The organism is Bartonella sp. AP19HLJMH, assembly GCF_042196245.1.
Taxonomy (GTDB): Bacteria; Pseudomonadota; Alphaproteobacteria; order Rhizobiales; family Rhizobiaceae; genus Bartonella.
Map to the genome: position 1 here is coordinate 34308 of NZ_JBHIPX010000002.1, position 22395 is coordinate 56702.

Here is a 22395-nt window from a genome sequence, read left to right on the forward strand (position 1 = left end):
ACAGGTTAAAATCACTTATTTTAAAAGAAATAATTTATGTGCCCAATTTTATATTTATTAAACACTAGAAATTTATAATATTTTCAGTCATATATCTTTTTATAAGTAATCATTAGAAATAGAGAAGTTTCATGAAAACGCCATTTAGCAAAATGGACGGTCTTGGAAATCAAATTATTGTTGTTGATATGCGTGAAAGCACATACGCTCTTACACCACAAGCAATCCTTGCTTTGTCGGCAGATCCTGAAATGCATTTTGATCAAATCATGGCTATCCACACACCAACCCAGAAAAAAACCGACTTCCGCATAGAAATATGGAATGCCGACGGATCAATGGCTAAAGCTTGTGGCAATGGTACCCGCTGTGTCATCGCATGGCTTAAAGATCACAATTTTGGTGAAAAATTTCATTTAGAAACTCCCGCTGGAATTATTGAAGGAAAATACCAAACCGATAATCTCATTTCTGTTGATATGGGATGCCCAAATTTCAATGCAAAAGAGATGCCTGTTTCACGTGAAATAGTTGATACCAATCACGTAGAAATTATCGCTGGTCCCCTAAAAGACGCTTGTCTCATATCCATTGGCAATCTCCATGCTATCTTTTTTGTTGAAAATGATATTCAACATATTCCATTAGAAAAATATGGGCCAAAACTTGAACATGATCCCCTGTTTCCCGAACGGTGCAATATTTCCATTGCTTGCATAACGTCAAAGAAAAGTCTAAATTTACGTACATGGGAGCGAGGGGCAGGATTAACACAAGCATGTGGGAGTGCTGCTTGTGCAAGTGCAGTGGCTGCTTATCGTCGTGGACTTACAGAGCGCCACGTTGATGTAAATTTACCAAAGGGAAAACTTAATATTTTTTACCGAGAAGACGATCATATTATCATGACAGGACCAATTAAATATCACTTTAGTGGTTTTTTAAGCCCTTTAACAGGGTGTTACAAAAAGGATCACTCCTGATGGCAATAGAAATTGTAACTTTTGGTTGTCGACTTAATAGCTACGAATCGGAAATCATTCGCAAAGAAAGTACTTCTTCAGGGCTAGATCAACTTAAAGATGGTGCTATTATCTTTAATACCTGTGCTGTCACTGCCGAAGCCGTACGACAAGCAAAACAAGCTATCCGCAAAGCAAGACGTGAAAATCCTCATGCGCGTATCATTGTAACAGGGTGTGCAGCCCAAACAGAAGCACAAAATTTTGCCTCAATGACAGAAGTAGATCTTGTTTTAGGAAACGAAGATAAACTTCACGCTCATTCTTATCGTCAACTTCCTGATTTTGGTATTAATCATTCTGAAAAGGTGCATATCAATGACATTATGGAAGTACAAAAAATTGCTCCACATATGGTCAGTGCAATGCAAGAGCGCACCCGCGCTTTTGTACAGGTACAAAACGGATGCGATCACCGCTGTACATTTTGCATTATTCCTTATGGACGAGGACCATCTCGTTCAGTTCCCATGGGTGCTGTCATAGAACAAATTAAAAAGCTGATAGGTGGGGGTATCCAAGAAGTGGTCCTTACAGGTGTTGACCTTACAAGTTATGGCCACGATCTTCCTGGAAAAGCTACTCTAGGAAAATTAACTTCAGCTATTTTGCATCATGTCCCTGACTTAGCCCGATTACGCCTCTCATCTATTGACTCTATTGAAGCAGACGAAGAACTCATAAATCTTTTAGCTTATGAAACAAGAATCATGCCCCATTTGCATTTATCTTTGCAAGCAGGTGATAATATGATTTTAAAACGGATGAAACGGCGTCATCTGCGCGAACATGCCATTCAATTTTGCCAAGAATTGCGTGCCAAACGTTCTACAATGGTTTATGGTGCCGACTTAATTGCTGGTTTTCCTACAGAAACAGAAGAGATGTTTCAAAATAGTCTTGCCTTAATCAAAGATTGTAATTTAACCCATCTCCATGTCTTCCCCTTTAGTCCAAGAGAAGGAACACCTGCCGCACGTATGCCACAAATCAACCGTAAAATAGTTAAGCTGCGTGCTGAAAAATTGCGTAAAGCAGGTGATATGGCTTACCAAAAGCATCTTGCTCATTTACAAAACAGTCTACAAACAATTCTCGTTGAAAAAGATGAAATCGGACGAACAGAAGATTATACTCTTGTACAAGTTAAAGGTGCAAAAGCAGGAACAATTGTTCAAGCCCTTATCGTTGATCATGATGGCGATAAATTGATTGCTGTCCCTCCAAAATTAAACGCTGCTTGAGCAGGAGAATTCTTATGACTAAATCTTTTATAAAAAAAATATTCTCTTTTAACAAATCTCAAGAGCAAGAAATTGAACAACAGATTTCTATTCCTGATAAAAGCGATATAATAGAAGAAAATAAAGACAAAAATGAAAAGACAAAAAATAATCAAATCTCTATAAACACAGAAAAAGAAGAACAAACAAAAAATCCAGAGTCAATACTTACAAAATATGATGAAAAATCTCCATTTCTAGAATCCCATTCTGATAAAATTCCCTTTTCTGGTAAAATTATTGTCACAGACAACATCCGTGAAAAAAAGAATGAAGAAATTTTATCTGAACCTTCTGTTGAACAAAAAAAGACAGCGTGGTTTGGGCGCCTTAAAAAAGGCCTATCCCTTTCTTCACAACGCCTAAGCGGATCAATTGGCGATCTCTTTGTTAAAAGAAAACTTGATGAAGATACACTGCAAGAGCTCGAAGATATTCTTATCCAAGCTGACATAGGTGTAGAGACAGCAACACGCATCACAAATACTTTAGCTTCCAGTCGTTACGGAAAAAACCTCTCCCCAGATGATATTCATACTATTGTAGCTGATGAGGTCAAAAAAGTTCTGGAACCTGTTGCAATACCATTAGAACTTGATCTCAGCCATAAACCTCATGTTATTTTGCTGGTAGGTGTAAATGGCACTGGAAAAACGACAACTATTGGAAAACTTTCAGCCAAATTAACAGAAGGGGGATTAAAAGTTATGCTGGCAGCAGGTGATACTTTCCGAGCCGCTGCTATTGAGCAACTACACATTTGGGGTGAACGTACCAATTCTCCTGTTATTTCGACAAAATTGGGTGCAGATGCCGCCAGCTTAGCATTTGATGCTTATGAAAAAGCAAAAAAAACAAACAGTGATGTATTAATTATTGATACAGCAGGGCGTTTACAAAATAAATCTGAATTAATGGATGAGTTGGCAAAAATTATTCGTGTTTTAAAAAAACACACCCCCCAAGCACCCCACACAATCCTTCAAACTCTTGATGCAACAACCGGACAAAATGCACTCAACCAAGTGGACATTTTCCGTGATATTGCTGGTGTTAATGGTTTAGTTATGACAAAGCTAGATGGGACTGCACGAGGAGGAATTCTTGTCGCTATCGCAGCAAAATATAAATTACCCGTTTATTTTATCGGTATAGGAGAAGATATTGAAGACCTTCAACCCTTTTCTGCTTCTGACTTTGCCGAAACTATTGCAGGAAAACACGCATGAAACAGCCTTTATCTAATCTTAATTTACACAATAATTCTGAAAAAAAGATGAATAACAATAAAAAAATTTCTCTCTCACCAACACTTAAGTTTCTTTTGGAAATGGGTCCATTGGTTGCCTTCTTTTTTGCCAATTATAAGGGAGAATGGCTGATAAAAAACATTGGATTTTTTCAAAATTTTAGTAAGCCTATTTTCCCTGCAACAGCTATTTTTATGGTGGCTATTATTATTTCCCTAAGCTTATCATGGATCCTTGCAAAACAAATTCCTATTATGCCTCTTATTTCAGGAATATTTGTTTTAGTTTTTGGCTTTCTAACTCTCTGGCTTCATAATGAAACTTTCATAAAAATGAAACCAACAATCATTAATAGCTTATTTGCTTTTATACTTTTTGGAGGGATGTTTTTTAAAAAACCACTTTTACGTTATGCTCTTGATTCTACCTTAAAACTTGATGATTTAGGTTGGCAAAAACTTACCTATCGTTGGGCGTTTTTTTTCATTTTTCTTGCCATTTTGAATGAAATAATTTGGCGTAATTTTAGCGATAATTTCTGGACAAGTTTCAAAGTATTTGGCGTCATGCCTATAACAGTCCTTTTCATGCTTACCCAAATGCCTATAATTATAAAACATTCAAAAGGACTTTTTACAGAAGAGGACAAATCTGATTCTTAAAAAAATCATCACTACCGATTATTTTATAGATTCATCGCCAAACACTGTTCGGGAGAAAAAATATGTTGATTGAACAGTTTATTTGTCGAGAAGACAATTTCGGTGTACTCCTTCATGATGAAAAAAGTGGTATGACAGCTGCAATAGATGCTCCTGAAGGCAAAGCGATTCACAATGCCTTAAAGCGCCACAATTGGACACTTAACACTATTTTTGTAACTCATCATCATCACGACCATGTAGAAGCCCTATCAGAATTAAAACAAGTTTACAACGCTACGGTTATCGGACCAGAAGCAGAAAAAGAAAAGATCAATCATCTTGATAAAACACTTCAACCTGATGAAAGTTTTTCTTTTGGCTCACACCTTCTTTTAGCTCTTTCAACACCTGGTCATACTCTAGGCGCATTATCTTACTATTTTCCTGAAAAGAATTTACTCTTTGCTGGAGATACACTTTTTTCATTGGGCTGTGGACGTCTTTTCGAAGGAAAACCAGCACAAATGCTGAATTCTTTAAAAAAACTTCGTAAACTTCCTGATGAAACACTTCTCTATTGTGGACACGAATATACAAAAAATAACGCTCTTTTCGCACTAACAATTGACCCACATAATAAAAAACTCCACCAAAGAATAGAGGAAGTTTTTTTGCTACGTGCAAAAAACGCTATGACTTTACCAGTAACCTTAGGGCAAGAAAAAGCCACCAATCCCTTTCTCCGCTGGGATGATAGTGTATTGCGAAAGAACCTTGTAATGGAAGAAAAAACAGATGAAGAAGTTTTTGCTGAAGTTCGAAGAAGAAAGGACAATTTTTAACCATGCGTAAGTTCGTATTACGTTTGTTCCTGCTTTTTCTTTTCGTGATACATATTCAACAAACAATGGCAGAGGAAAAGGAAACAGATAATTCTTCTCTTATAGCACCTCTCATTGCAAATTATCCCTTAACAGAAGATTTTCTTTTAAAGCTGGAAAAAATTGAAAAAGAATGTAAAAACTTACTTCCAGAAACAAAAAATAATCTTATAACTTATGATTCTAGTATCCACTCTAGTATTGAAAACTACACTACCTATATTTCTAGTAAACAAAAACTTGTGAATATTTTAAAAGAAAATAATATAACACCGAAAGATTTTGCTGCGGGAACCTTAGCACTTAAAGAAATATCAGCGCTTCTCATATTTGTACCTGAAAAGGAATATTCTACTGAGAAAAATACTATATTTCTAAACAATCTTGAATTTGTTAAAAAACATTTTTACAAAGCAACAATTCTTTTAAATAGCTGTGAAAAACTCATTTTGAGCAACTAATCAGCTATGAGACATTAAAAAATATCATCCCATTAATCTAATAAAAAAGTATGTGCATTAAAAAAACACCGTGTTTTTACCATTCCTAATAATTGTTTTTATTTCGATTATATTTACAAATGTTTTTCTAAAAATAAAGAATAACAGACGGAAAAATATTTATTGAAATTCAAAAAAGAAAGGATAATTTTTCGTCATGTTTAAACTTCTATTGTGTTTTTTCTTCATTTTTCCTTTTGTATCATACGCTCAAGAAAAAAAACAAGAAATAGATGATCCTTCTTTTATACCGCCTTTCATTGCAAATTATCCCTTAACAGAAGATATTCTTTTAAAGCTGGAAAAAATCAAAGCAGAATGTAGAAATTTATCTTCAGAACCAGAACAAACAAATACAAAAAGTGATCTCAGTACTTATGATGATAATATTGAAAAAGACGCTTCCTATATTTTTAATAATCCAAAACTTGTAAATATTTTAAAAGAAAATAATATAACACCGAAAGATTTTGTTGTTGCTCACCTAGCACTTCAAGCGACATTGTATGTACTTACTGATGAAGAAAATTCTACTTATGAAAAAAACTCTTTACCTGCAAGAAATATAGAATTTGCTAAAGAGCATATGTATAGAATAATAAAAATTTTAAAAGATACCTGTTAAAAAAATCTTTTTAGAACAATTGATTAACTTTGTAAACGCCGACAAATTTCATCTAATTGTTCTAATGAAGAGTAATGTATTTTTAAATCTCCACCTTTTTTACCATGTCGAATAATAACTTTCATTCCTATCACATCTGCAAGTAATTTTTCTAAAGATTTTGTTTCAGCATCTTTCTCCGTATTGGTACGCTTTTTAGTTTTAGGATTAGCTTGCTCATATGCAAGTATTTCTGTTTGACGTACTGAAAGCCCTTCACGAATAATTTTCTCAGCTAAATTTTGTGGATCATCAACGGTTATAAGACAACGTGCATGACCTGCAGAAAGTTGTCCATCAGTTAAGAATTGTTGTACTTTTTCTGGAAGTTTTAACAAACGAAGCGTATTTGCAACATGACTACGACTTTTTCCTATAACTTGCGCTAAATCTACTTGCGTATAATCATGTTCATTTAGAAGCATCTCATATCCCTTTGCTTCTTCGATAGGATTAAGATCTGCACGTTGAACATTTTCAATAATTGCCAATTCCAAAGCCGTTTTATCGTCCACATCACGAATAATAACGGGTAATTGACTTAAATTTGCACGTTGTGCTGCACGCCAGCGCCGTTCACCCGCAATCAATTCAAACCGATGAGGATGATCTCTTAAAGGCCTCACAATAACCGGTTGAACCACACCGTGTTGACGAATTGATTGTGTCAAATTATCAAGCTCTGTTTCAGTAAAATGACGCCGAGGATTGTGAGGATTACATGAAATAGATTCAATAGAAATAAATCGCTCAGAAAGACTACCGGATTCATTTAATTTATCAAAGCTTGATGAACGTGCAATATTGTTGTTTAAATTGATATCTCCAATCAATGCCGCTAATCCACGTCCTAGTCTTTTTTTTGATAGATCATCGTTCATAATTTTTCTCTTTGAGTTTTCTTACAAAAAATTTTACATTTTTAAGCAGCAGCACGTGCTTGTTTTTCACGTTGAATCATTTCTGATGCTAGACGCAAATAAGCTTGGCTCCCAGCACATTTAAGATCATAAAGCAATACAGGTTTGCCAAAAGAAGGCGCTTCTGATACTCTTACATTTCGTGGAATAACAGTACGATAAACTTTATCTCCCATAAAAGAGCGTACATCTTCAACAACTTGATTTGAAAGGTTATTACGTCCATCATACATTGTTAAAACAATACCTTGGATCTCTAAAGATGGATTAAGTACGGATCGCACTTGTTTTACTGTTTCAAGTAATTGACTTAAACCTTCAAGTGCTAAAAATTCACACTGCATAGGCACTAAAACAGAATCCGCAGCCCCCATAGCATTAAGTGTTAAAAGATTAAGGGAGGGAGGACAATCAATTAAAATATAATTGAATTTTTTTTCCATTTCCGGATCATCATAGAGAGCTTTACGTAAGCGTTGTATGCGATCTTTTGATGAAGAAATTTCCATTTCCACACCTAAGAGATCAAGTGTAGAGGGAACTATATAAAGATTGGGTACGGCTGTTTTTAAAGCCGCCTGTGTAATTGAAACGCCCGAAACCAAAACATCATAAGAAGATAAAGGACGGCTATTACGATCAATCCCTAAACCTGTACTAGCATTACCTTGTGGATCAACATCCATAATAAGGACATTTTCACCAATAGCCGCTAAAGCTGTAGCAAGATTAATTGCTGTGGTTGTTTTTCCGACTCCACCCTTTTGGTTTGCAATAGCGATAATTCGTGTTTCGCTCATTTTGCTCTACCCTCTATATGATCGAATATGAGAAATTTCCAAAATAACAGAATTTTCATCAACTTTACTTTTATGTTTTAACAGATCAAAGTGCCAATTGGCAGAGGCATTTTTTATTTCTGTAGCGTAATCCCGACCTTTTTGCAAAAGAGCTATTGTTTTTTCTGTTAATAAAGGAAAAATGAGTTGTAAAAGAGTATCAAGCGGCGCTAATCCCCGTGCCGTTATAATATCAGATATGGGAATTTTTTGATATATATCTTCAATTCTCGCGTGATAAACCGTTGCTGGAAGATTAAGTTGAGCAATAACTGTTCGCAAAAAAGCAACTTTTTTCCCATTACTTTCAACAAGATTAATATGTCCTGCTTTTTTTTCTTTCAAAAAGATAGCAATAACAATTGCAGGAAAACCTCCTCCTGATCCTAAATCACACCAATGTAAAGAATGAGCATACAAAGGAAAAATTTGTGCTGAATCTAGAATATGTCGTGTCCATAGATCTGGTATAGTTGTAGCAGATATCAAATTAATATGTGCATTCCACTGAAGTATTAAAGACTCAAACTGAATTAAATTTTCCATCGTTTCACGTGAAACAGAAGGAACAATATTTAATAATTGTTGATATTTTTTTTCTGTAGAAAAATTCATTAAGCTGTTTTAGCCTTTTCACGTCGTTGACGTTGAATATGTGTAATAATAAGCGATAACGCGGCAGGTGTCATGCCATCAATTTTTTGTGCATCAGCAATTGAACGCGGCGACACTTCTTGAATTTTTGATTTAAGTTCATTTGAAAGACCTGAAATTGCCTGAACATCGAGAGAAGAAGGAATTTCTAAACGCTCATCTCTCTGAAGAGAGGCAATATCTTGTGCTTGTTTATCTAAATAAACCGCATATTGTGCTTCAATTTCTAAAGATTCTGCTGTTTTAGAATCAATTGTTTTTAATTGTGGCCAAAAATCTGAAAGACGCTCTAAGGTCATATGAGGATAAGCAAGAAAATCATAAGCCGAACGCCGAATTCCATCATGATTAACATGTAATCCATGAGCAGAAGCTTCATTGGGTGTTAAAAAAAGATTTTGACATATTGATCGTGCTTGATCAAGCCGTTGTTGTTTTTTCTGATAACATTCCCAACGTATTTTACTCACAATACCCCATTTTTGTGCCAAAGGTGTTAAACGCGTATCAGCATTATCAGATCGTAAAGATAAACGAAATTCAGCACGTGATGTAAACATCCTATAAGGTTCACAAACACCACGTGAAACCAAATCATCAATCATAACACCAATATAAGCAGTAGAACGACTTATAAGTATTTCATCTAATTTACCTACTTTACGTGCAGCATTTAATCCAGCTAAAAGTCCTTGTGCTGCTGCTTCTTCATATCCTGTTGTACCATTAATTTGGCCTGCTAAGAACAAACCCGGTAAAGAACGTAATTCTAAGTTTCTCGTTAATTGTTGTGGATTAACAAAATCATATTCAATAGCATAACCAGGTTGCAAAACTATAGCATTTTCCAATCCTTCAATGGTCTTCAATAGAGAAATTTGTACATCTTCAGGAAGAGAAGTAGAAAGACCATTTGGATAAACAGTATCATCATTTAATCCTTCTGGTTCCAGAAAGATCTGATGTCCATCACGTTCTCCAAATTTAACAATTTTATCTTCAACAGAAGGACAATAACGTGGTCCTAACCCTTCAATATTTCCAGAATATAAAGCAGAGCGATAAATATTCTCGCGAATAATTTGATGTGTTTTCTCATTTGTACGTGTTATTGCACATTCAATTTGTGGTTGTTCAATTTTCTCTGTTAAAAGAGAAAAGGGTATGGGATTTTCATCTGCTTGTTGTTTTTGGAGAGCTTCCCAAGCAATTGTTTTTTTACTCAAACGAGCAGGGGTTCCTGTTTTTAATCGTCCAAGTTTTATATGATATTTTTTCAAATGTTCAGCAAGTTTTACACTTGACTGATCTCCCATACGACCAGCAGCCCATGTTTTATTACCAATATGAATAAAGCCATTTAAAAACGTACCTGTTGTTAAAACAACAGCACCAGAAAAAATTGTTCCTTGTTTTTTTAAAATAACACCTGATACACAATTATCTTTAACAACCAGATCAATAACTTCATCCTCAATAAGAGTAAGATTTTCTTGTTCTTTTAATAATTTTTGAATTGCTTTTTTATAAAGTTGTCTATCTGCCTGTGTCCGTGGTCCTCTTACTGCCGGTCCTTTACGTCTATTAAGTAGTCTAAACTGAATTCCAGCAGCATCTGCTGCTCTTCCCATAAGACCATCTAACGCATCTATTTCACGAACTAGATGCCCTTTTCCAAGTCCACCAATAGCAGGATTACACGACATTGTTCCCAGTGCTGATATTTTATGTGTAACAAGCGCTGTTTTGGCTCCTACACGTGCTGAAGCTGAAGCCGCTTCACAGCCAGCATGACCACCACCAACAATAACAACATCATATGATTGCATTTAATTCATTCCGTAGAAAATATTCTAAGGTTTCACGTGAAACAGGATATAAATTACATAATCTTTATAATCTGTCTATGAAATAATCAATGTTTCACGTGAATCATTATTTACCAACACAAAATTCTGAAAAAATAATATCAAGCAAATCTTCAACATCAATATCTCCTGTAATTTTCCCAAGAAAATCACTTGCACAACGGAGATGTTCTGCACGTAAACTGAGATCAAGAGAATGATAATTAAGAGAAAATTCAATCTCTTTAACAGCCTGCTTTAATAATTGAAGTTGCCTTTTACGTGCTGGAACAATATTTCCAATTTCAGAAGCACGATGATGACAAAATAATTCAAGTTCTTTTATAAAATAATCAAAATTTAAACCAGTTAATGCGGAAAATTGTATAGACCAACGCTGATCATTTTTTTCATAAAGATCAAGTTTATTGCCAACACACCATATTTCAGCCGATGTTTCTGGTAAATCAACTTGCTTAGGATTTCCTATATCATAAACCAAAATAACCAAATCAGCTTCCCTAACATGCTGTTTAGCAATTTCTATTCCCATCTGTTCTATTTTATTTTCTGTTTTTCTAAAACCAGCAGTATCGGTTAAAAAAATAGGTAAACCACCAAGAATAATTCTCATTTCTAAAGCATCACGGGTTGTTCCTGCTTCTTCCGTTACAATAGCAACAGATCTTCCTGAAAGACGATTCATAATGCTTGATTTTCCAGAATTTGGAGCACCAGCAATAACAATTTTTAATCCATCACGTAAAATACTCGCACGTTCTCCTTCAGTAATATATTCCCGAATAGAAGTACAAAGATCCTCAACATCTTTCCAAACTTTATCAGATATTGCGTTGGGAATATCTGCTTCATCAACAAAATCAAGTTCTGCCTCAATAAAAGCACGCGCCTTCATAAGCTTATGACGCCAATCACGATAAAGCGTCGTTAAATGTCCACTTGTACCCATAACAGCTAAACGCCTTTGGCTTTCCGTTTCTGCTTCTATTAAATCAGCAAGACCTTCTGCTTGAACAAGATCTAATTTTCCTTCCATAAAAGCACGACGTGAAAATTCACCTGCTTCTGCAATACGGCATCCAGAAAATGTCGACAATTCATCGAGAAAACGATTAACGACTGCTTTTCCTCCATGTAAATGGAATTCTGCACAATCTTCCCCCGTAAAACTATGAGGAGCAGGAAAAAAAACAGTTAAACCAGAATCTAAAAAACTACCATCACGAGCAGTAAGATTTCCATAATGCATAAAACGTGCTTTAGGTAAACGACCACAAAGCGTTTTAACTATATCCACAACATGAGGACCAGAAAGCCGAATGACTGCAACCCCTGAAGGTAACAATCCACTCGAAACAGCAAAGATTGTATCCACAGGTTTTATCCTAATAAAAACTTTAATGGCTCTACGTATTCATTGAATCAAAAAATTCACTATTGTTTTTTGTTTGCTTTAATTTATCAATCAAAAATTCAATTGCATCTGTTACATTCATAGATGCTAAAATACGACGAAGAACAAAAATTTTGTGTAAATCTTGTCGTTCTACCAGAAGTTCTTCCTTACGCGTTCCTGACTTTAAAATATCCATAGCAGGGAAAATACGCTTATCAGCAACTTTTCGATCAAGAACAATTTCCGAATTACCTGTTCCTTTAAATTCTTCAAAAATAACCTCATCCATACGACTTCCTGTATCAATCAAAGCCGTTGCAATAATGGTTAAAGATCCGCCTTCTTCAATATTACGTGCTGCACCAAAAAAACGTTTTGGACGCTGGAGAGCATTTGCATCCACACCACCTGTTAAAACTTTACCCGAAGAAGGAACAACTGTATTATATGCACGCCCAAGACGTGTAATAGAATCGAGAAGAATAACAACATCACGCCCATATTCAACGAGACGTTTGGCTTTTTCAATGACCATTTCTGCCACTTGTACGTGACGTATTGCTGGTTCATCAAAAGTAGAAGAAACCACTTCTCCTTTCACTGAACGCTGCATATCAGTAACTTCTTCTGGTCGTTCATCTATTAAAAGAACAATGAGATAACATTCAGGATGATTAGTGGTAATAGAATGAGCAATATTTTGAAGTAAAACTGTTTTTCCCGTCCGAGGAGGAGCTACAATTAACCCTCTTTGTCCTTTTCCCAATGGAGATATCAAATCAATCACGCGTGATGACATATCTTTCTCTGTAGGATCTTGTATTTCCATTTGGAAACGTTCATTTGAATAAAGAGGAGTAAGATTATCAAAGTGGATTTTATAACGAATCTTTTCAGGTTTTTCGAAATTAATTGTATTAATTTTAAGGAGAGCAAAATAACGTTCTCCCTCTTTTGGACTGCGTATGGGACCTTCAATTGTATCGCCTGTTTTTAAAGAAAACGACTGTATTTGTGCAGGTGAAAGATAAATATCATCAGGACCAGGAAGATAATTAGCATCAGCAGATCTCAAAAATCCAAATCCGTCTTGTAAAACTTCAACAACACCTTCTCCTATAATTTCAACGTCTTGTAGAGCAAGTTTTTTCAAGATAGCAAACATTAATTCTTGTTTGCGCATAAGGGAGGCATTTTCAACTTCTAATGTTTCAGCAAAAGAAACAAGCTCAACGGGATTTTTGCTTTTAAGTTCTTGTAGTTTCATTTTTTGCATGAAATATGCTCTTTGTAATTAAGGAGAAGATTGTTCTAAATAATTTATGGAAATTTATGAGTGAAATATTATTAAGAAAAAATATCCTACACTCAATTTTTTTAATCTGCAAGTACCATTTATATGAAATTTGTTCCTGTAATATTAAGTAATTATATGAAAAACTTGAAAAAATATAAAATCCAAATAGTATTTAATTATTTTAATAACAAAAATGTGAGTTAGGATTATAGCATTAATGAAATGCTATTCAAAAGTATTTTTTACAGAAATTTATATTAATAAATTTATATTAAAGAAAGGATTATTCTTATTTATAACTGTGTTTAGTGTGGATTATTATTTATCCTCAATTTTATCCACAAAAGGAACTGAAAAAAGAATAAAAATATCACTATCTTAAAGATATTATCCCCTCTTTTTTTATAAGAGGGATTAAATTATCACAAGCATTTAATTTGTGCATAAAAAAGGAGAATTTTTCATAAATTTTAGTTTTATAAAAAACGGTGAGTATATATACACATGTCTTAACAAGGAGTTAAAATTTTTGTGACAAAAGAAAAAAAATTCTTTCATTTACACATGCTTTCTGATGCAACAGGAGAAACATTAATTTCTGTTGGAAGAGCTGTAGCATCGCAATATGCAATGATTCAGGCAACAGAGCATATCTATCCTATGATTCGTAATAGAATACAGTTACAGAAAGCTCTTGATGAAATACAACAAGAGCCAGGTATTGTTCTTTACACAATGATTGATGAAGAACTTAAACTACTCCTTCAAAAAAAATGCAAAAAAATAGAAGTTCCCTGTATTGATATATTGCATCCTGTTTTAAATGCTTTTCAGTCTTACCTTGGAATGCCAACACATTTACGTGCGAGCGCACAACATGATCTTAATGCAGATTATTTTCGCCGTATTGAGGCACTGGATTTTACAATAGAGCATGATGATGGACAGTCTTCCAGTAGCTTATCCGAAGCAGATGTGATCCTTGTGGGAATTTCAAGAACCTCTAAAACACCAACAAGCATCTATTTAGCAAATCGCGGAATCAAAACGGCTAATGTTCCTCTTATTCCAGGAATTGATTTGCCAGAATCTCTTTTAGAGGTAAAAAATTCTTTAATTATTGGTTTAATTGCTTCAGCTGAAAGAATCTCACATATTCGTCAAAATAGAGATTTAGGAGAAGGTTTTGCTCTTGATAATTATACTAATCGTATCAACATAGCTGAAGAATTAATCCATGCAAAACGCATTTGCGAACGTTTTGGTTGGCCTATTATTGATGTCACAAGACGTTCTATTGAAGAAACTGCTGCTGCAATATTTGAACTGTTATCACGATTTCGTGAAGGAAATGAGAGAAAATTCTCATGAACGCAGATACTTTAATATTAGCATCTCTTAGTTTTTATCGTGCAAAATTATTAAAAAAAGCAGGCTTAAATTTTTCCATTGAAGGAGCTTCTTTTGATGAAAGAGAAGTAGAAAAAAAAGCAAAAGAAAAAACACCTAAAGAACTCAGCTGTTTTCTTGCGAGCGCAAAAGCAAAAAATGTTTCAGATCGTTTTCCTGATGCTTTCGTTATTGGTTGTGATCAAGTTCTTGATTTTGAAGGTCAAGTTTTTCACAAAGCAACAAATATTAAAGAAGCACATCAACGTTTATGTGAATTATCAGGAAAAACCCATTCTCTTCATAGTGCGGTAGCTTTATTTAAAAATGGTCAAAAAATTTGGGTTGAAGCTTTTAGTGCACATATGTCCGTCCGTTTACTCTCATCAGAATTTATTGAACGTTATTTAGCACGCGTAGGAAAAGATGTTTTAAACAGCGTGGGAGTATATCAAATTGAAGGAGAAGGAATTCATCTCTTTGAAAAAATTGAAGGAGATTTTTTTACCATTGTTGGTTTACCTTTGCTGCCTCTACTCATAAAACTGCGCCACTTAGGAATTATTGATGGTTGACTTAACAATAAAAAAAACAAATTATCCGCGTGCTTTTGTTGTTGGTTCTCCAATTCATCATTCAAAATCGCCAAGAATTCACAATTTTTGGCTTAAACAATATGGTTTACAAGGAGAATATCTTGCACAAGAAGTAACATCTGAAGAGTTCAGTCATTTTATTGCGTCTTTACAAAAAATAGGCTTTTGTGGAGGAAATGTTACTTTGCCTTATAAACAGGAAGCTTTTCGTTTAGCAGATTATAAAGATGAGAGAGCAACAATGATTGGTGCTGTTAATACACTTTGGTATGAAGGAGATAAGCTTTGTGCCACGAATAGTGATGCCTATGGTTTTAGCGCTAATCTTGATGATTTTGTATCTGATTGGGGAGGGGAAACAGCTCTTGTTTTTGGAGCAGGTGGTGCCGCACGCGCTATCATATATGCCTTAAAAAGACGCGGATTTGAACAGATTTATTTAATTAACCGTACAAAACAACGTGCTGATAATTTAGCTCAGCATTTTGGAAAAATCATTAAAGTTTACGATTGGCATAAAATCCATGAAATACTTCATCAAGCTGATTTGATTGTTAATACAACCTCTATTGGCATAAAAAGTCCAGAAGAAAAAAGTGATTCTTTTTTTTGCGATTTTCATAAAGCAAAAAAAACGGCATTAGTAACAGATATTATTTATACACCATTGATAACTCCTTTTTTACAACAGGCAAAGGCTTGTGATCTCAAGACGGTTGATGGACTTGGGATGCTTCTACATCAGGCTGTTATAGGGTTTGAACAGTGGTTCGGAATAAGACCACAGGTAACAAAAGCGTTACGGACAGCTATTTTAGAGGATATGAGTGAAAAAAGAGAATGAAGATCATAGGATTAACGGGATCAATTGCTATGGGAAAATCAACAGTTGCTGATTTTTTCAAGCAAGCGGGTATTTCTGTTTTTAGTGCTGATGAAGCAGTACAACAGCTTTATAAAAGTGAGCCAGCTTTGTCATTCATAGAGCGTATTTTTCCAGGTGTTGTTGAAAACGGAGAAGTTAACCGTTTGAAACTTTCTGAAATTTTGATTGATGATAAAGAAAAATTACAAACATTAGAAAAAATAATTCATCCTTTGGTGCAAGAAAAAGAAAGGGAATTTATTGATATAGCGCGTGAACAAGGGAAAAAATTAGTTATTCTTGATATTCCACTTCTGTTTGAAAAAAATGGTGAAAGTCGTGTGGATAGCGTTATTGTTGTTTCTGCTCCACCAGAAATACAAAAAGAACGTGTAATGATTCGCCAAGGTATGAATGAGAAAAAATTTGCCTTTATCAACGCTCAACAAATGCCAGATGAAAAAAAACGAGAACGCGCTGATTTTATTATTGATACAGGGAAAGATTTAGAGAATACACGTCAACAGGTTTTTGATGTGATAAAAAAATTGCTAAAGAATTAAAATTATGCGTGAAATTATTTTTGATACAGAAACAACAGGTTTAGATAAAGAGAAAGATCGCATAATCGAAATTGGTTGTGTAGAAATGGTTGATCGTTATCTCACAGGACGCCAATTTCATGTTTATTTAAACCCTGAAGGCGTTATTATTCCTGATGAAGTTGTAGCAATTCACGGATTAACCAATGAACGCTTGAAAAACGAGAAAAGTTTTAGTGATATTGTTGATGAATTTTTGGAATTTATCAAAGACGCGACAATGATTGCGCATAATGCGAGTTTTGATATTGGTTTTATTAATGCAGAATTAAAACGCGTCAACAAACCGCTTATCAGTGTTGATAATATTCTTGATACATTGGCTATGGCGCGGCGTAAATTTCCTATGGGTCCTAATTCTCTTGATATTTTATGCAAACGTTTTGGAATTGATAACAGCCATCGTGTTCTTCATGGTGCTTTGCTTGATGCAGAGATTCTAGCCGATGTTTATATTGAGCTCATCGGTGGAAAGCAAGGTGTATTGGGTTTTGATAACAGAAGGGGTATTGATGAACATATCCAGAACGATAAAGATACATCTTATGCCGTTAAAATTCGCCCGCAGGCTTTACCTTCAAGATTGAGTATGCAAGAAAAAAAGTTACACGCTGATTTTATCTACAAAATGGGTGAAAAAGCTCTGTGGAATAACTTCAAAATTCATGAATAACATCATCTTTTATCTAAAAGAGTCACGATTGAAATTAAAGAATATCGATGTCAAAAAAAAACGGTCGTTGTGGGGAGGGGAACACCACAACGACCCTGTCGCTACATCGTACCTCAGCTATCATAGGAGGAGCAAAATGAAAGCTATTAATCCTGTAACAGCAAAGAAAAGCTCTAGGTACTTAATATAAAGTGCAACGACTTCACGTCTTATGAAGAGAAAAAATGGCTTTTTAGAGGCAAAGTGAAAAAATATATAAGGGTAATTTGTTTTTTTAGCTGAAATGGAGAAAAAATTGTCATGAAAGCAACAGATCATCTTTTTTTGGTTGACGGATCAGGCTATATTTTTCGTGCTTATTATGCTTTGCCGCCTTTAAAACGTAAAAAGGATGGACTTCCTGTAGGAGCAGTAGCTGGTTTTTGCAATATGTTATGGAAATTACTTTGTGATGCTCGTAATACAGCTACGGGTGTTGTTCCAACACATTTTGCTGTTATTTTTGATTATTCATCTGATACTTTTCGGAAACAAATTTATCCTGAATATAAAGCGAATCGCGTTGAACCTCCTGAAGATCTAATTCCTCAATTCGCGCTAATACGCCAAGCAACGAAGGCTTTTAATTTGCCTTGTATTGAAAAGGAAGGCTTTGAAGCGGATGATTTAATTGCTACCTATGCAAAGTTGGCAACAAAGGTTGGGGCAAAAACAACCATTATTTCTTCTGATAAGGATCTTATGCAACTCGTAAATACGCATGTATCTTTGTATGATGGAATGAAAGATAAGCATATAGGTATCTCAGAAGTTATAGAAAAATGGGGTGTTGCGCCTGAAAAAATGATTGATTTACAAGCATTAATTGGAGATTCAACGGATAATGTACCGGGTATTCCAGGCATTGGTCCAAAAACTGCAGCTCAGTTGTTAAATGAATTTGGTTCTCTTGATCTTTTATTGCAAAACGTAACAGAAATTAAACAAACAAAACGACGTGAAAACATTCAAGCTTATAGAGAACAAGTTAAAATATCTCGTGAACTTGTCAGGCTTAAAACAGATGTTCCTATAGATAATGATTTAGATGATTTTATTTTGGAGCCACAAGATGGTCCACGTTTAATTGCTTTTTTGAAAGCGATGGAGTTTTCAACATTAACGCGTCGCGTGGCAGAGGCAACAACATGCGATGCAGCTGTTATTGACGCACTTGATATAAATGTTGAATGGGAAAAACTAAGCCCCAGGAATGATTCTGATATCAGGCATGATTCTGATATCAAGAATACTGAGCGCGCATCCCTTCATAATTTTTCTGAAAATTCTCCACAAGTTTTTGCACAAGAACGTAAAGATCAAGCGCTGACTCAAAAAATTACAAGAGATGCTTATACAACAATTCTTGATGAGGAAATTTTAAAAGACTGGTTATCACAAGCACAAGAGCAGGGTTTTTTCGCTTTTGATACTAAAACAACATCTCTTGATCCGATGCAAGCAAAGCTTGTTGGTTTTTCACTCGCATTACAGCCGGAAAAAGCAGCTTATATACCTCTTGAACATTTTGATGAAGGAGAAGAGGACCTTTTGAGGGGCGGGCGCATTGCTTCACAGATTGGGGCTCGAAAAGCTTTAGCACTTTTAAAACCGATATTAGAAGATTCAGCGGTGTTAAAAATTGGTCATAATATAAAATATGATTGGTTGGTGATGAAGCAATACGACATTATGATAAGCTCTTTTGACGACACCATGCTTTTATCATATGCTTTTGATGCTGGAATGTTAACCCATAATATGGATGATTTGTCTGAACGTTGGCTTGAGCATAAACCAATTGCCTATAAAGATTTAACGCATAACGGGAAAAAAATTACTTCTTTTGCACAAGTAGATTTAAAACAAGCAACCCTTTATGCGGCGGAAGATGCTGATATAAAGCTACGTCTTTGGCAAGTATTGAAACCGCAACTTGTTGCTCGTGGAATGACAAAAATTTATGAGCGTCTTGATCTACCTCTTGTAGAAGTTCTTGCAAGAATGGAAGAACGGGGGATTCTTATTGATAGGCAGATTTTATTGCGTCTTTCAGGAGAGTTGGCACAAGCTGCTTTGATTCTAGAAGAGGAAATTTACAAACAAGCTGATGAAAAGTTTAATCTTGCTTCGCCAAAGCAATTAGGGGATATCCTTTTTGGCAAAATGGGATTGCCTGGAGGCGCTAAAACAAAGGGTGGACAATGGTCAACTTCTGCACAGACCTTAGAAGAGTTGGCTGCTGAAGGTCATATTTTACCGCGTAAAATTATTGAGTGGCGTCAACTTTCAAAGCTAAAATCTACCTATACAGATGCCTTGCCTTCTTATATTTTTTCAAAAACAGGGCGAGTTCACACGAATTATTCTTTGGCAATAACATCAACAGGTCGGTTATCATCATCAGAGCCAAATTTGCAAAATATTCCAGTGCGAACTGCTGAAGGACGTAAAATTCGAACAGCTTTTATTGCTCCCAAAGGACATGTGTTACTTTCTGCTGATTATAGTCAGATTGAGTTGCGCATTCTTGCACATATTGCGGATATAAAAGCATTAAAAGAAGCTTTTGCTAAAGGGCATGATATTCACGCTATAACGGCATCACAAATGTTTGGTGTTGCGATAGAAGGAATGCATTCAGATATACGACGGCGTGCAAAAGCGATTAATTTTGGTATTATTTATGGTATTTCAGCTTTTGGATTAGCCAATCAATTGGGAATTTCACGCCAAGAAGCGGGTCGTTATATTCAACTGTATTTTGAAAGATTTCCAGGAATTAAAGATTATATGGAGAAGACCAAAATCTTTGCACGTGAAAATGGTTATGTAGAAACAATTTTTGGACGTCGTATCCATTATCCAGAAATAAAAGCAAAGAATGTAAAAATTCGTTCTCTTAATGAGCGGGCAGCTATCAATGCTCCAATTCAAGGTTCTGCGGCCGATATTATTCGCCGCGCTATGATACATATGGAAGATGCTTTAAAAGCAGAAAAACTATCAGCAAAAATGTTGCTGCAAGTTCATGATGAACTGATTTTTGAAGTACCAGAAGAAGAAAGTAAAAAAACCATGACTGTTGTTAAAAATGTTATGGAAAATGCTACAATACCGGTTCTATCTTTATCTGTACCGCTTGAAGTAAAAGTTATGACGGCTCAAAATTGGGATGAGGCACATTAATTTTTTTATTTATTTTTAAGAATATTGATTGCGTTGGAAAGATTAAGATAGGCTTTGATAGGCAAATGATCTGAAGCAATGCGTGCAAGTGGTGAATAATGATTTTCAATACTTGTTACCAATTGGTGGGGAAAAGAAAAAACTCTATCAAGGGCTAACAAAGGAAAACGAGAGGGAAAGCTTGGTACAACTTCAAAAGTGCTATCAAAATAGGGAGAAAAATGATTTAAAGATGAGCCTTTTCCCATTCGCCATTCATTAAAATCTCCTATGAGGAGTGTAGGCATAAGGGGGCGTTTTTGGAAAATTTCAAGGAGCATTTTTGTTTGTTGTTTACGAGAGTAACGTAATAAGCCAAAATGAGCCGCAATAATACGAATAGGGCCTGCTGCCATTTCCAACTCTACAATTACAGCCCCACGTGGTTCAATACTAGGAAGAGTGACTTGTAAAGTATCACGTACATATCCCTTTCGCAAAAAAAGAGCATTCCCATGCCAACCATGGCCATGAGGTGACATAGTATTAAGAGGTACAGGAATCAAACCGGTTTCAGCTTTTAATAGCTGAAGATTAATCAAACCGATGCGTTCCCCAAAACGTTTATCTGCTTCTTGAAGAGCAAGGATATCAACTTGTAATTCAGTAATAACACGGACAATTCTTGTAGGATTAAAAACTTTATCAACACCTACACATTTATGCACATTATAGGAAGCAACGGTCAGATCATAATTACTATTTTGATTGACGATGTTTGATTGATGATGAGAGCGGCTGTGAATTGTATTTAAAAAGGAGCTATGGAGTTTTTGTTGGATAAAACCGGTAAACCAAGGGAATTTTTGCTTATAAGGGATTTTTGTCATTTTGCGAAAAGAATAGTTTCTAAGAAGCAGAGGGTAAAGATTTACACTAAAAACAAAAGAACCTTGTTTCTTTTAGAAACAAGGTTCTTTAATTAAGTAATGATTTTTGCAATCAATCACGGTTTGAGCCAAGAAACTGTAGCAAGAAGACAAACATATTGATGAAATCAAGATAAAGATTCAGCGCGCCCATAATAACTTTACGTCCTCTGGTATCGCTTTCATCTCCTTCATAATACATCAACTTAATGCTCTGGGTATCGTAGGCTGTTAAACCAGCAAAGATAAAAACACCAATCACAGAAATAGCAAACTGCAAAGCGCTTGATCCAAGAAAAATGTTCACAATCATGGAAAGCAACAAGCCGATCAATCCAATGAATAAGAATGAACCGATTGCTGTGAGATCACGCTTTGTTGTGTATCCATAAAGTGAAAGAGCTCCAAAAGTTGCGGCGGAAATGACAAAGGTTTGCACAACACTTTCTGTCGTATAGCGCAAAACGATTGAAGACAGTGAAAGACCAACCAGAGCAGCATAACCAAAAAAGAGACTACGAGCAGCATTTGTGCTCAATGTATTAATTTTAAAACTGAGAAATAAGACTGCTATGAGTGGTGCAAACATAACAATATAAGAGAATGGCGATGTATAAAATGTTACTCCAAATGGTGTTAGATAAACACTGCTATTGATTTGAGCTGCTGCTTGGCTCATATCTGTTGTCGTTGCTAATGATACAATTGCATAAGCGGCAGCAGCTGTAATAAGCAAACCAATGGCCATTGCATTGTAGACACCCAACATATAGTCGCGTAATCCCTGATCAATTGATGCATCGGCATGAGAAGCAGGTGCCGAACGTAAATCTTTAAAATTAGCCATAATATAAAATCCTTTAGCATATGTTCTGTCAGGTATAGGGCTTTAAAGGTGTCTCTGTCATTACACAGA

The 22395-nt window shown here is 35.3% G+C and carries 21 protein-coding genes; 13 read left to right on the top strand and 8 right to left on the bottom strand.

Annotated elements, in window-relative coordinates; genetic code table 11:
• The first annotated feature begins 131 nt into the window (after positions 1 to 131).
• The 7 genes from dapF to ACFINR_RS01735 all read left to right on the top strand — a co-directional run bounded on the left by dapF (position 132) and on the right by ACFINR_RS01735 (position 6205).
• On the top strand, positions 132 to 983 hold the full coding sequence (gene dapF, locus ACFINR_RS01705; protein WP_375628539.1) for a diaminopimelate epimerase: 852 nt from the start codon (positions 132 to 134) through the stop codon (positions 981 to 983).
• Positions 983 to 2266, top strand: a complete 1284-nt coding sequence (gene mtaB / locus ACFINR_RS01710) for a tRNA (N(6)-L-threonylcarbamoyladenosine(37)-C(2))-methylthiotransferase MtaB (protein WP_375612759.1) — start codon at positions 983 to 985, stop codon at positions 2264 to 2266. The genes dapF and mtaB overlap by 1 nt, the downstream gene beginning before the upstream one ends.
• 14 nt (positions 2267 to 2280) lie before the next feature.
• Positions 2281 to 3534 (top strand): signal recognition particle-docking protein FtsY, encoded by a 1254-nt coding sequence (ftsY, locus tag ACFINR_RS01715; protein ID WP_375611333.1) that lies wholly within the window; start codon positions 2281 to 2283, stop codon positions 3532 to 3534.
• Positions 3531 to 4217 carry a septation protein A gene (locus tag ACFINR_RS01720; protein ID WP_375632110.1) on the top strand — a complete coding sequence of 229 codons (687 nt, stop codon included), beginning with the start codon at positions 3531 to 3533 and terminating at the stop codon, positions 4215 to 4217. Before ftsY ends, ACFINR_RS01720 begins: the two co-directional genes overlap by 4 nt.
• Positions 4218 to 4279: 62 nt before the next feature.
• Entirely contained in the window at positions 4280 to 5041 is a 762-nt protein-coding gene (gene gloB / locus ACFINR_RS01725; protein ID WP_375632111.1) for a hydroxyacylglutathione hydrolase, read from the top strand.
• A 2-nt stretch (positions 5042 to 5043) separates the two neighbouring features.
• Positions 5044 to 5541 carry a hypothetical protein gene (locus tag ACFINR_RS01730; RefSeq protein WP_375652372.1) on the top strand — a complete coding sequence of 166 codons (498 nt, stop codon included), beginning with the start codon at positions 5044 to 5046 and terminating at the stop codon, positions 5539 to 5541.
• 196 nt (positions 5542 to 5737) lie between these two features.
• Entirely contained in the window at positions 5738 to 6205 is a 468-nt protein-coding gene (locus tag ACFINR_RS01735) for a hypothetical protein (protein ID WP_375652373.1), read from the top strand.
• A 23-nt stretch (positions 6206 to 6228) separates the two neighbouring features.
• On the opposite strand, the gene ACFINR_RS01740 is transcribed toward ACFINR_RS01735, so the two are convergent.
• The 6 genes from ACFINR_RS01740 to rho form a co-directional block, all read right to left on the bottom strand.
• Positions 6229 to 7125: a ParB/RepB/Spo0J family partition protein gene (locus ACFINR_RS01740; RefSeq protein ID WP_375612765.1), complete on the bottom strand. Its 897-nt coding sequence runs from the start codon at positions 7123 to 7125 to the stop codon at positions 6229 to 6231.
• Positions 7126 to 7166: 41 nt separating this feature from the next.
• Positions 7167 to 7964, bottom strand: a complete 798-nt coding sequence (locus tag ACFINR_RS01745; protein WP_273790170.1) for a ParA family protein — start codon at positions 7962 to 7964, stop codon at positions 7167 to 7169.
• A 6-nt stretch (positions 7965 to 7970) separates the two neighbouring features.
• Entirely contained in the window at positions 7971 to 8618 is a 648-nt protein-coding gene (gene rsmG, locus ACFINR_RS01750; RefSeq protein WP_375611339.1) for a 16S rRNA (guanine(527)-N(7))-methyltransferase RsmG, read from the bottom strand.
• Complete coding sequence (mnmG, locus tag ACFINR_RS01755) at positions 8618 to 10486, bottom strand: tRNA uridine-5-carboxymethylaminomethyl(34) synthesis enzyme MnmG (protein ID WP_375639846.1); 1869 nt, start codon at positions 10484 to 10486, stop codon at positions 8618 to 8620. Before mnmG ends, rsmG begins: the two co-directional genes overlap by 1 nt.
• A 106-nt stretch (positions 10487 to 10592) precedes the next feature.
• Positions 10593 to 11900: a tRNA uridine-5-carboxymethylaminomethyl(34) synthesis GTPase MnmE gene (gene mnmE, locus ACFINR_RS01760; RefSeq protein WP_375620894.1), complete on the bottom strand. Its 1308-nt coding sequence runs from the start codon at positions 11898 to 11900 to the stop codon at positions 10593 to 10595.
• A gap of 31 nt (positions 11901 to 11931) precedes the next feature.
• Positions 11932 to 13197, bottom strand: a complete 1266-nt coding sequence (rho, locus tag ACFINR_RS01765; RefSeq protein ID WP_015857121.1) for a transcription termination factor Rho — start codon at positions 13195 to 13197, stop codon at positions 11932 to 11934.
• A gap of 552 nt (positions 13198 to 13749) precedes the next feature.
• Between rho and ACFINR_RS01770 the strand changes: the two genes are divergently transcribed.
• From ACFINR_RS01770 to polA, 6 genes are all read left to right on the top strand, one after another.
• Positions 13750 to 14589, top strand: a complete 840-nt coding sequence (locus ACFINR_RS01770) for a pyruvate, water dikinase regulatory protein (protein WP_375612767.1) — start codon at positions 13750 to 13752, stop codon at positions 14587 to 14589.
• Positions 14586 to 15182: a Maf family nucleotide pyrophosphatase gene (locus tag ACFINR_RS01775; RefSeq protein ID WP_375611343.1), complete on the top strand. Its 597-nt coding sequence runs from the start codon at positions 14586 to 14588 to the stop codon at positions 15180 to 15182. The genes ACFINR_RS01770 and ACFINR_RS01775 overlap by 4 nt, the downstream gene beginning before the upstream one ends.
• Positions 15175 to 16047, top strand: coding sequence for a shikimate dehydrogenase (locus ACFINR_RS01780; protein ID WP_375629126.1), 873 nt, complete (start codon positions 15175 to 15177; stop codon positions 16045 to 16047). Before ACFINR_RS01775 ends, ACFINR_RS01780 begins: the two co-directional genes overlap by 8 nt.
• Positions 16044 to 16631, top strand: a complete 588-nt coding sequence (gene coaE / locus ACFINR_RS01785) for a dephospho-CoA kinase (RefSeq protein WP_375612770.1) — start codon at positions 16044 to 16046, stop codon at positions 16629 to 16631. The genes ACFINR_RS01780 and coaE overlap by 4 nt, the downstream gene beginning before the upstream one ends.
• 4 nt (positions 16632 to 16635) lie before the next feature.
• Entirely contained in the window at positions 16636 to 17343 is a 708-nt protein-coding gene (gene dnaQ / locus ACFINR_RS01790) for a DNA polymerase III subunit epsilon (RefSeq protein WP_375629128.1), read from the top strand.
• Positions 17344 to 17643: 300 nt separating this feature from the next.
• Positions 17644 to 20571 carry a DNA polymerase I gene (gene polA / locus ACFINR_RS01795; RefSeq protein ID WP_375652374.1) on the top strand — a complete coding sequence of 976 codons (2928 nt, stop codon included), beginning with the start codon at positions 17644 to 17646 and terminating at the stop codon, positions 20569 to 20571.
• Positions 20572 to 20576: 5 nt separating this feature from the next.
• Here the strand turns inward: polA and ACFINR_RS01800 are convergent, their stop codons facing one another.
• Complete coding sequence (locus ACFINR_RS01800; RefSeq protein ID WP_375612773.1) at positions 20577 to 21440, bottom strand: endonuclease/exonuclease/phosphatase family protein; 864 nt, start codon at positions 21438 to 21440, stop codon at positions 20577 to 20579.
• Between the two features lie 112 nt (positions 21441 to 21552).
• A complete protein-coding gene (locus ACFINR_RS01805; protein WP_375611347.1) occupies positions 21553 to 22326 on the bottom strand; it encodes a Bax inhibitor-1/YccA family protein in 774 nt (257 codons plus the stop codon).
• Positions 22327 to 22395: the final 69 nt, after the last annotated feature.

Coding starts and splice junctions, on each gene's coding strand:
- dapF (WP_375628539.1), top strand. CDS start 132: ATGAAAACGCCATTTAGCAAAATGGACGGTCTTGGAAATCAAATTATT.
- mtaB (WP_375612759.1), top strand. CDS start 983: ATGGCAATAGAAATTGTAACTTTTGGTTGTCGACTTAATAGCTACGAA.
- ftsY (WP_375611333.1), top strand. CDS start 2,281: ATGACTAAATCTTTTATAAAAAAAATATTCTCTTTTAACAAATCTCAA.
- ACFINR_RS01720 (WP_375632110.1), top strand. CDS start 3,531: ATGAAACAGCCTTTATCTAATCTTAATTTACACAATAATTCTGAAAAA.
- gloB (WP_375632111.1), top strand. CDS start 4,280: ATGTTGATTGAACAGTTTATTTGTCGAGAAGACAATTTCGGTGTACTC.
- ACFINR_RS01730 (WP_375652372.1), top strand. CDS start 5,044: ATGCGTAAGTTCGTATTACGTTTGTTCCTGCTTTTTCTTTTCGTGATA.
- ACFINR_RS01735 (WP_375652373.1), top strand. CDS start 5,738: ATGTTTAAACTTCTATTGTGTTTTTTCTTCATTTTTCCTTTTGTATCA.
- ACFINR_RS01740 (WP_375612765.1), bottom strand. CDS start 7,125: ATGAACGATGATCTATCAAAAAAAAGACTAGGACGTGGATTAGCGGCA.
- ACFINR_RS01745 (WP_273790170.1), bottom strand. CDS start 7,964: ATGAGCGAAACACGAATTATCGCTATTGCAAACCAAAAGGGTGGAGTC.
- rsmG (WP_375611339.1), bottom strand. CDS start 8,618: ATGAATTTTTCTACAGAAAAAAAATATCAACAATTATTAAATATTGTT.
- mnmG (WP_375639846.1), bottom strand. CDS start 10,486: ATGCAATCATATGATGTTGTTATTGTTGGTGGTGGTCATGCTGGCTGT.
- rho (WP_015857121.1), bottom strand. CDS start 13,197: ATGCAAAAAATGAAACTACAAGAACTTAAAAGCAAAAATCCCGTTGAG.
- ACFINR_RS01775 (WP_375611343.1), top strand. CDS start 14,586: ATGAACGCAGATACTTTAATATTAGCATCTCTTAGTTTTTATCGTGCA.
- ACFINR_RS01780 (WP_375629126.1), top strand. CDS start 15,175: ATGGTTGACTTAACAATAAAAAAAACAAATTATCCGCGTGCTTTTGTT.
- coaE (WP_375612770.1), top strand. CDS start 16,044: ATGAAGATCATAGGATTAACGGGATCAATTGCTATGGGAAAATCAACA.
- dnaQ (WP_375629128.1), top strand. CDS start 16,636: ATGCGTGAAATTATTTTTGATACAGAAACAACAGGTTTAGATAAAGAG.
- polA (WP_375652374.1), top strand. CDS start 17,644: ATGAAAGCAACAGATCATCTTTTTTTGGTTGACGGATCAGGCTATATT.
- ACFINR_RS01800 (WP_375612773.1), bottom strand. CDS start 21,440: ATGACAAAAATCCCTTATAAGCAAAAATTCCCTTGGTTTACCGGTTTT.
- ACFINR_RS01805 (WP_375611347.1), bottom strand. CDS start 22,326: ATGGCTAATTTTAAAGATTTACGTTCGGCACCTGCTTCTCATGCCGAT.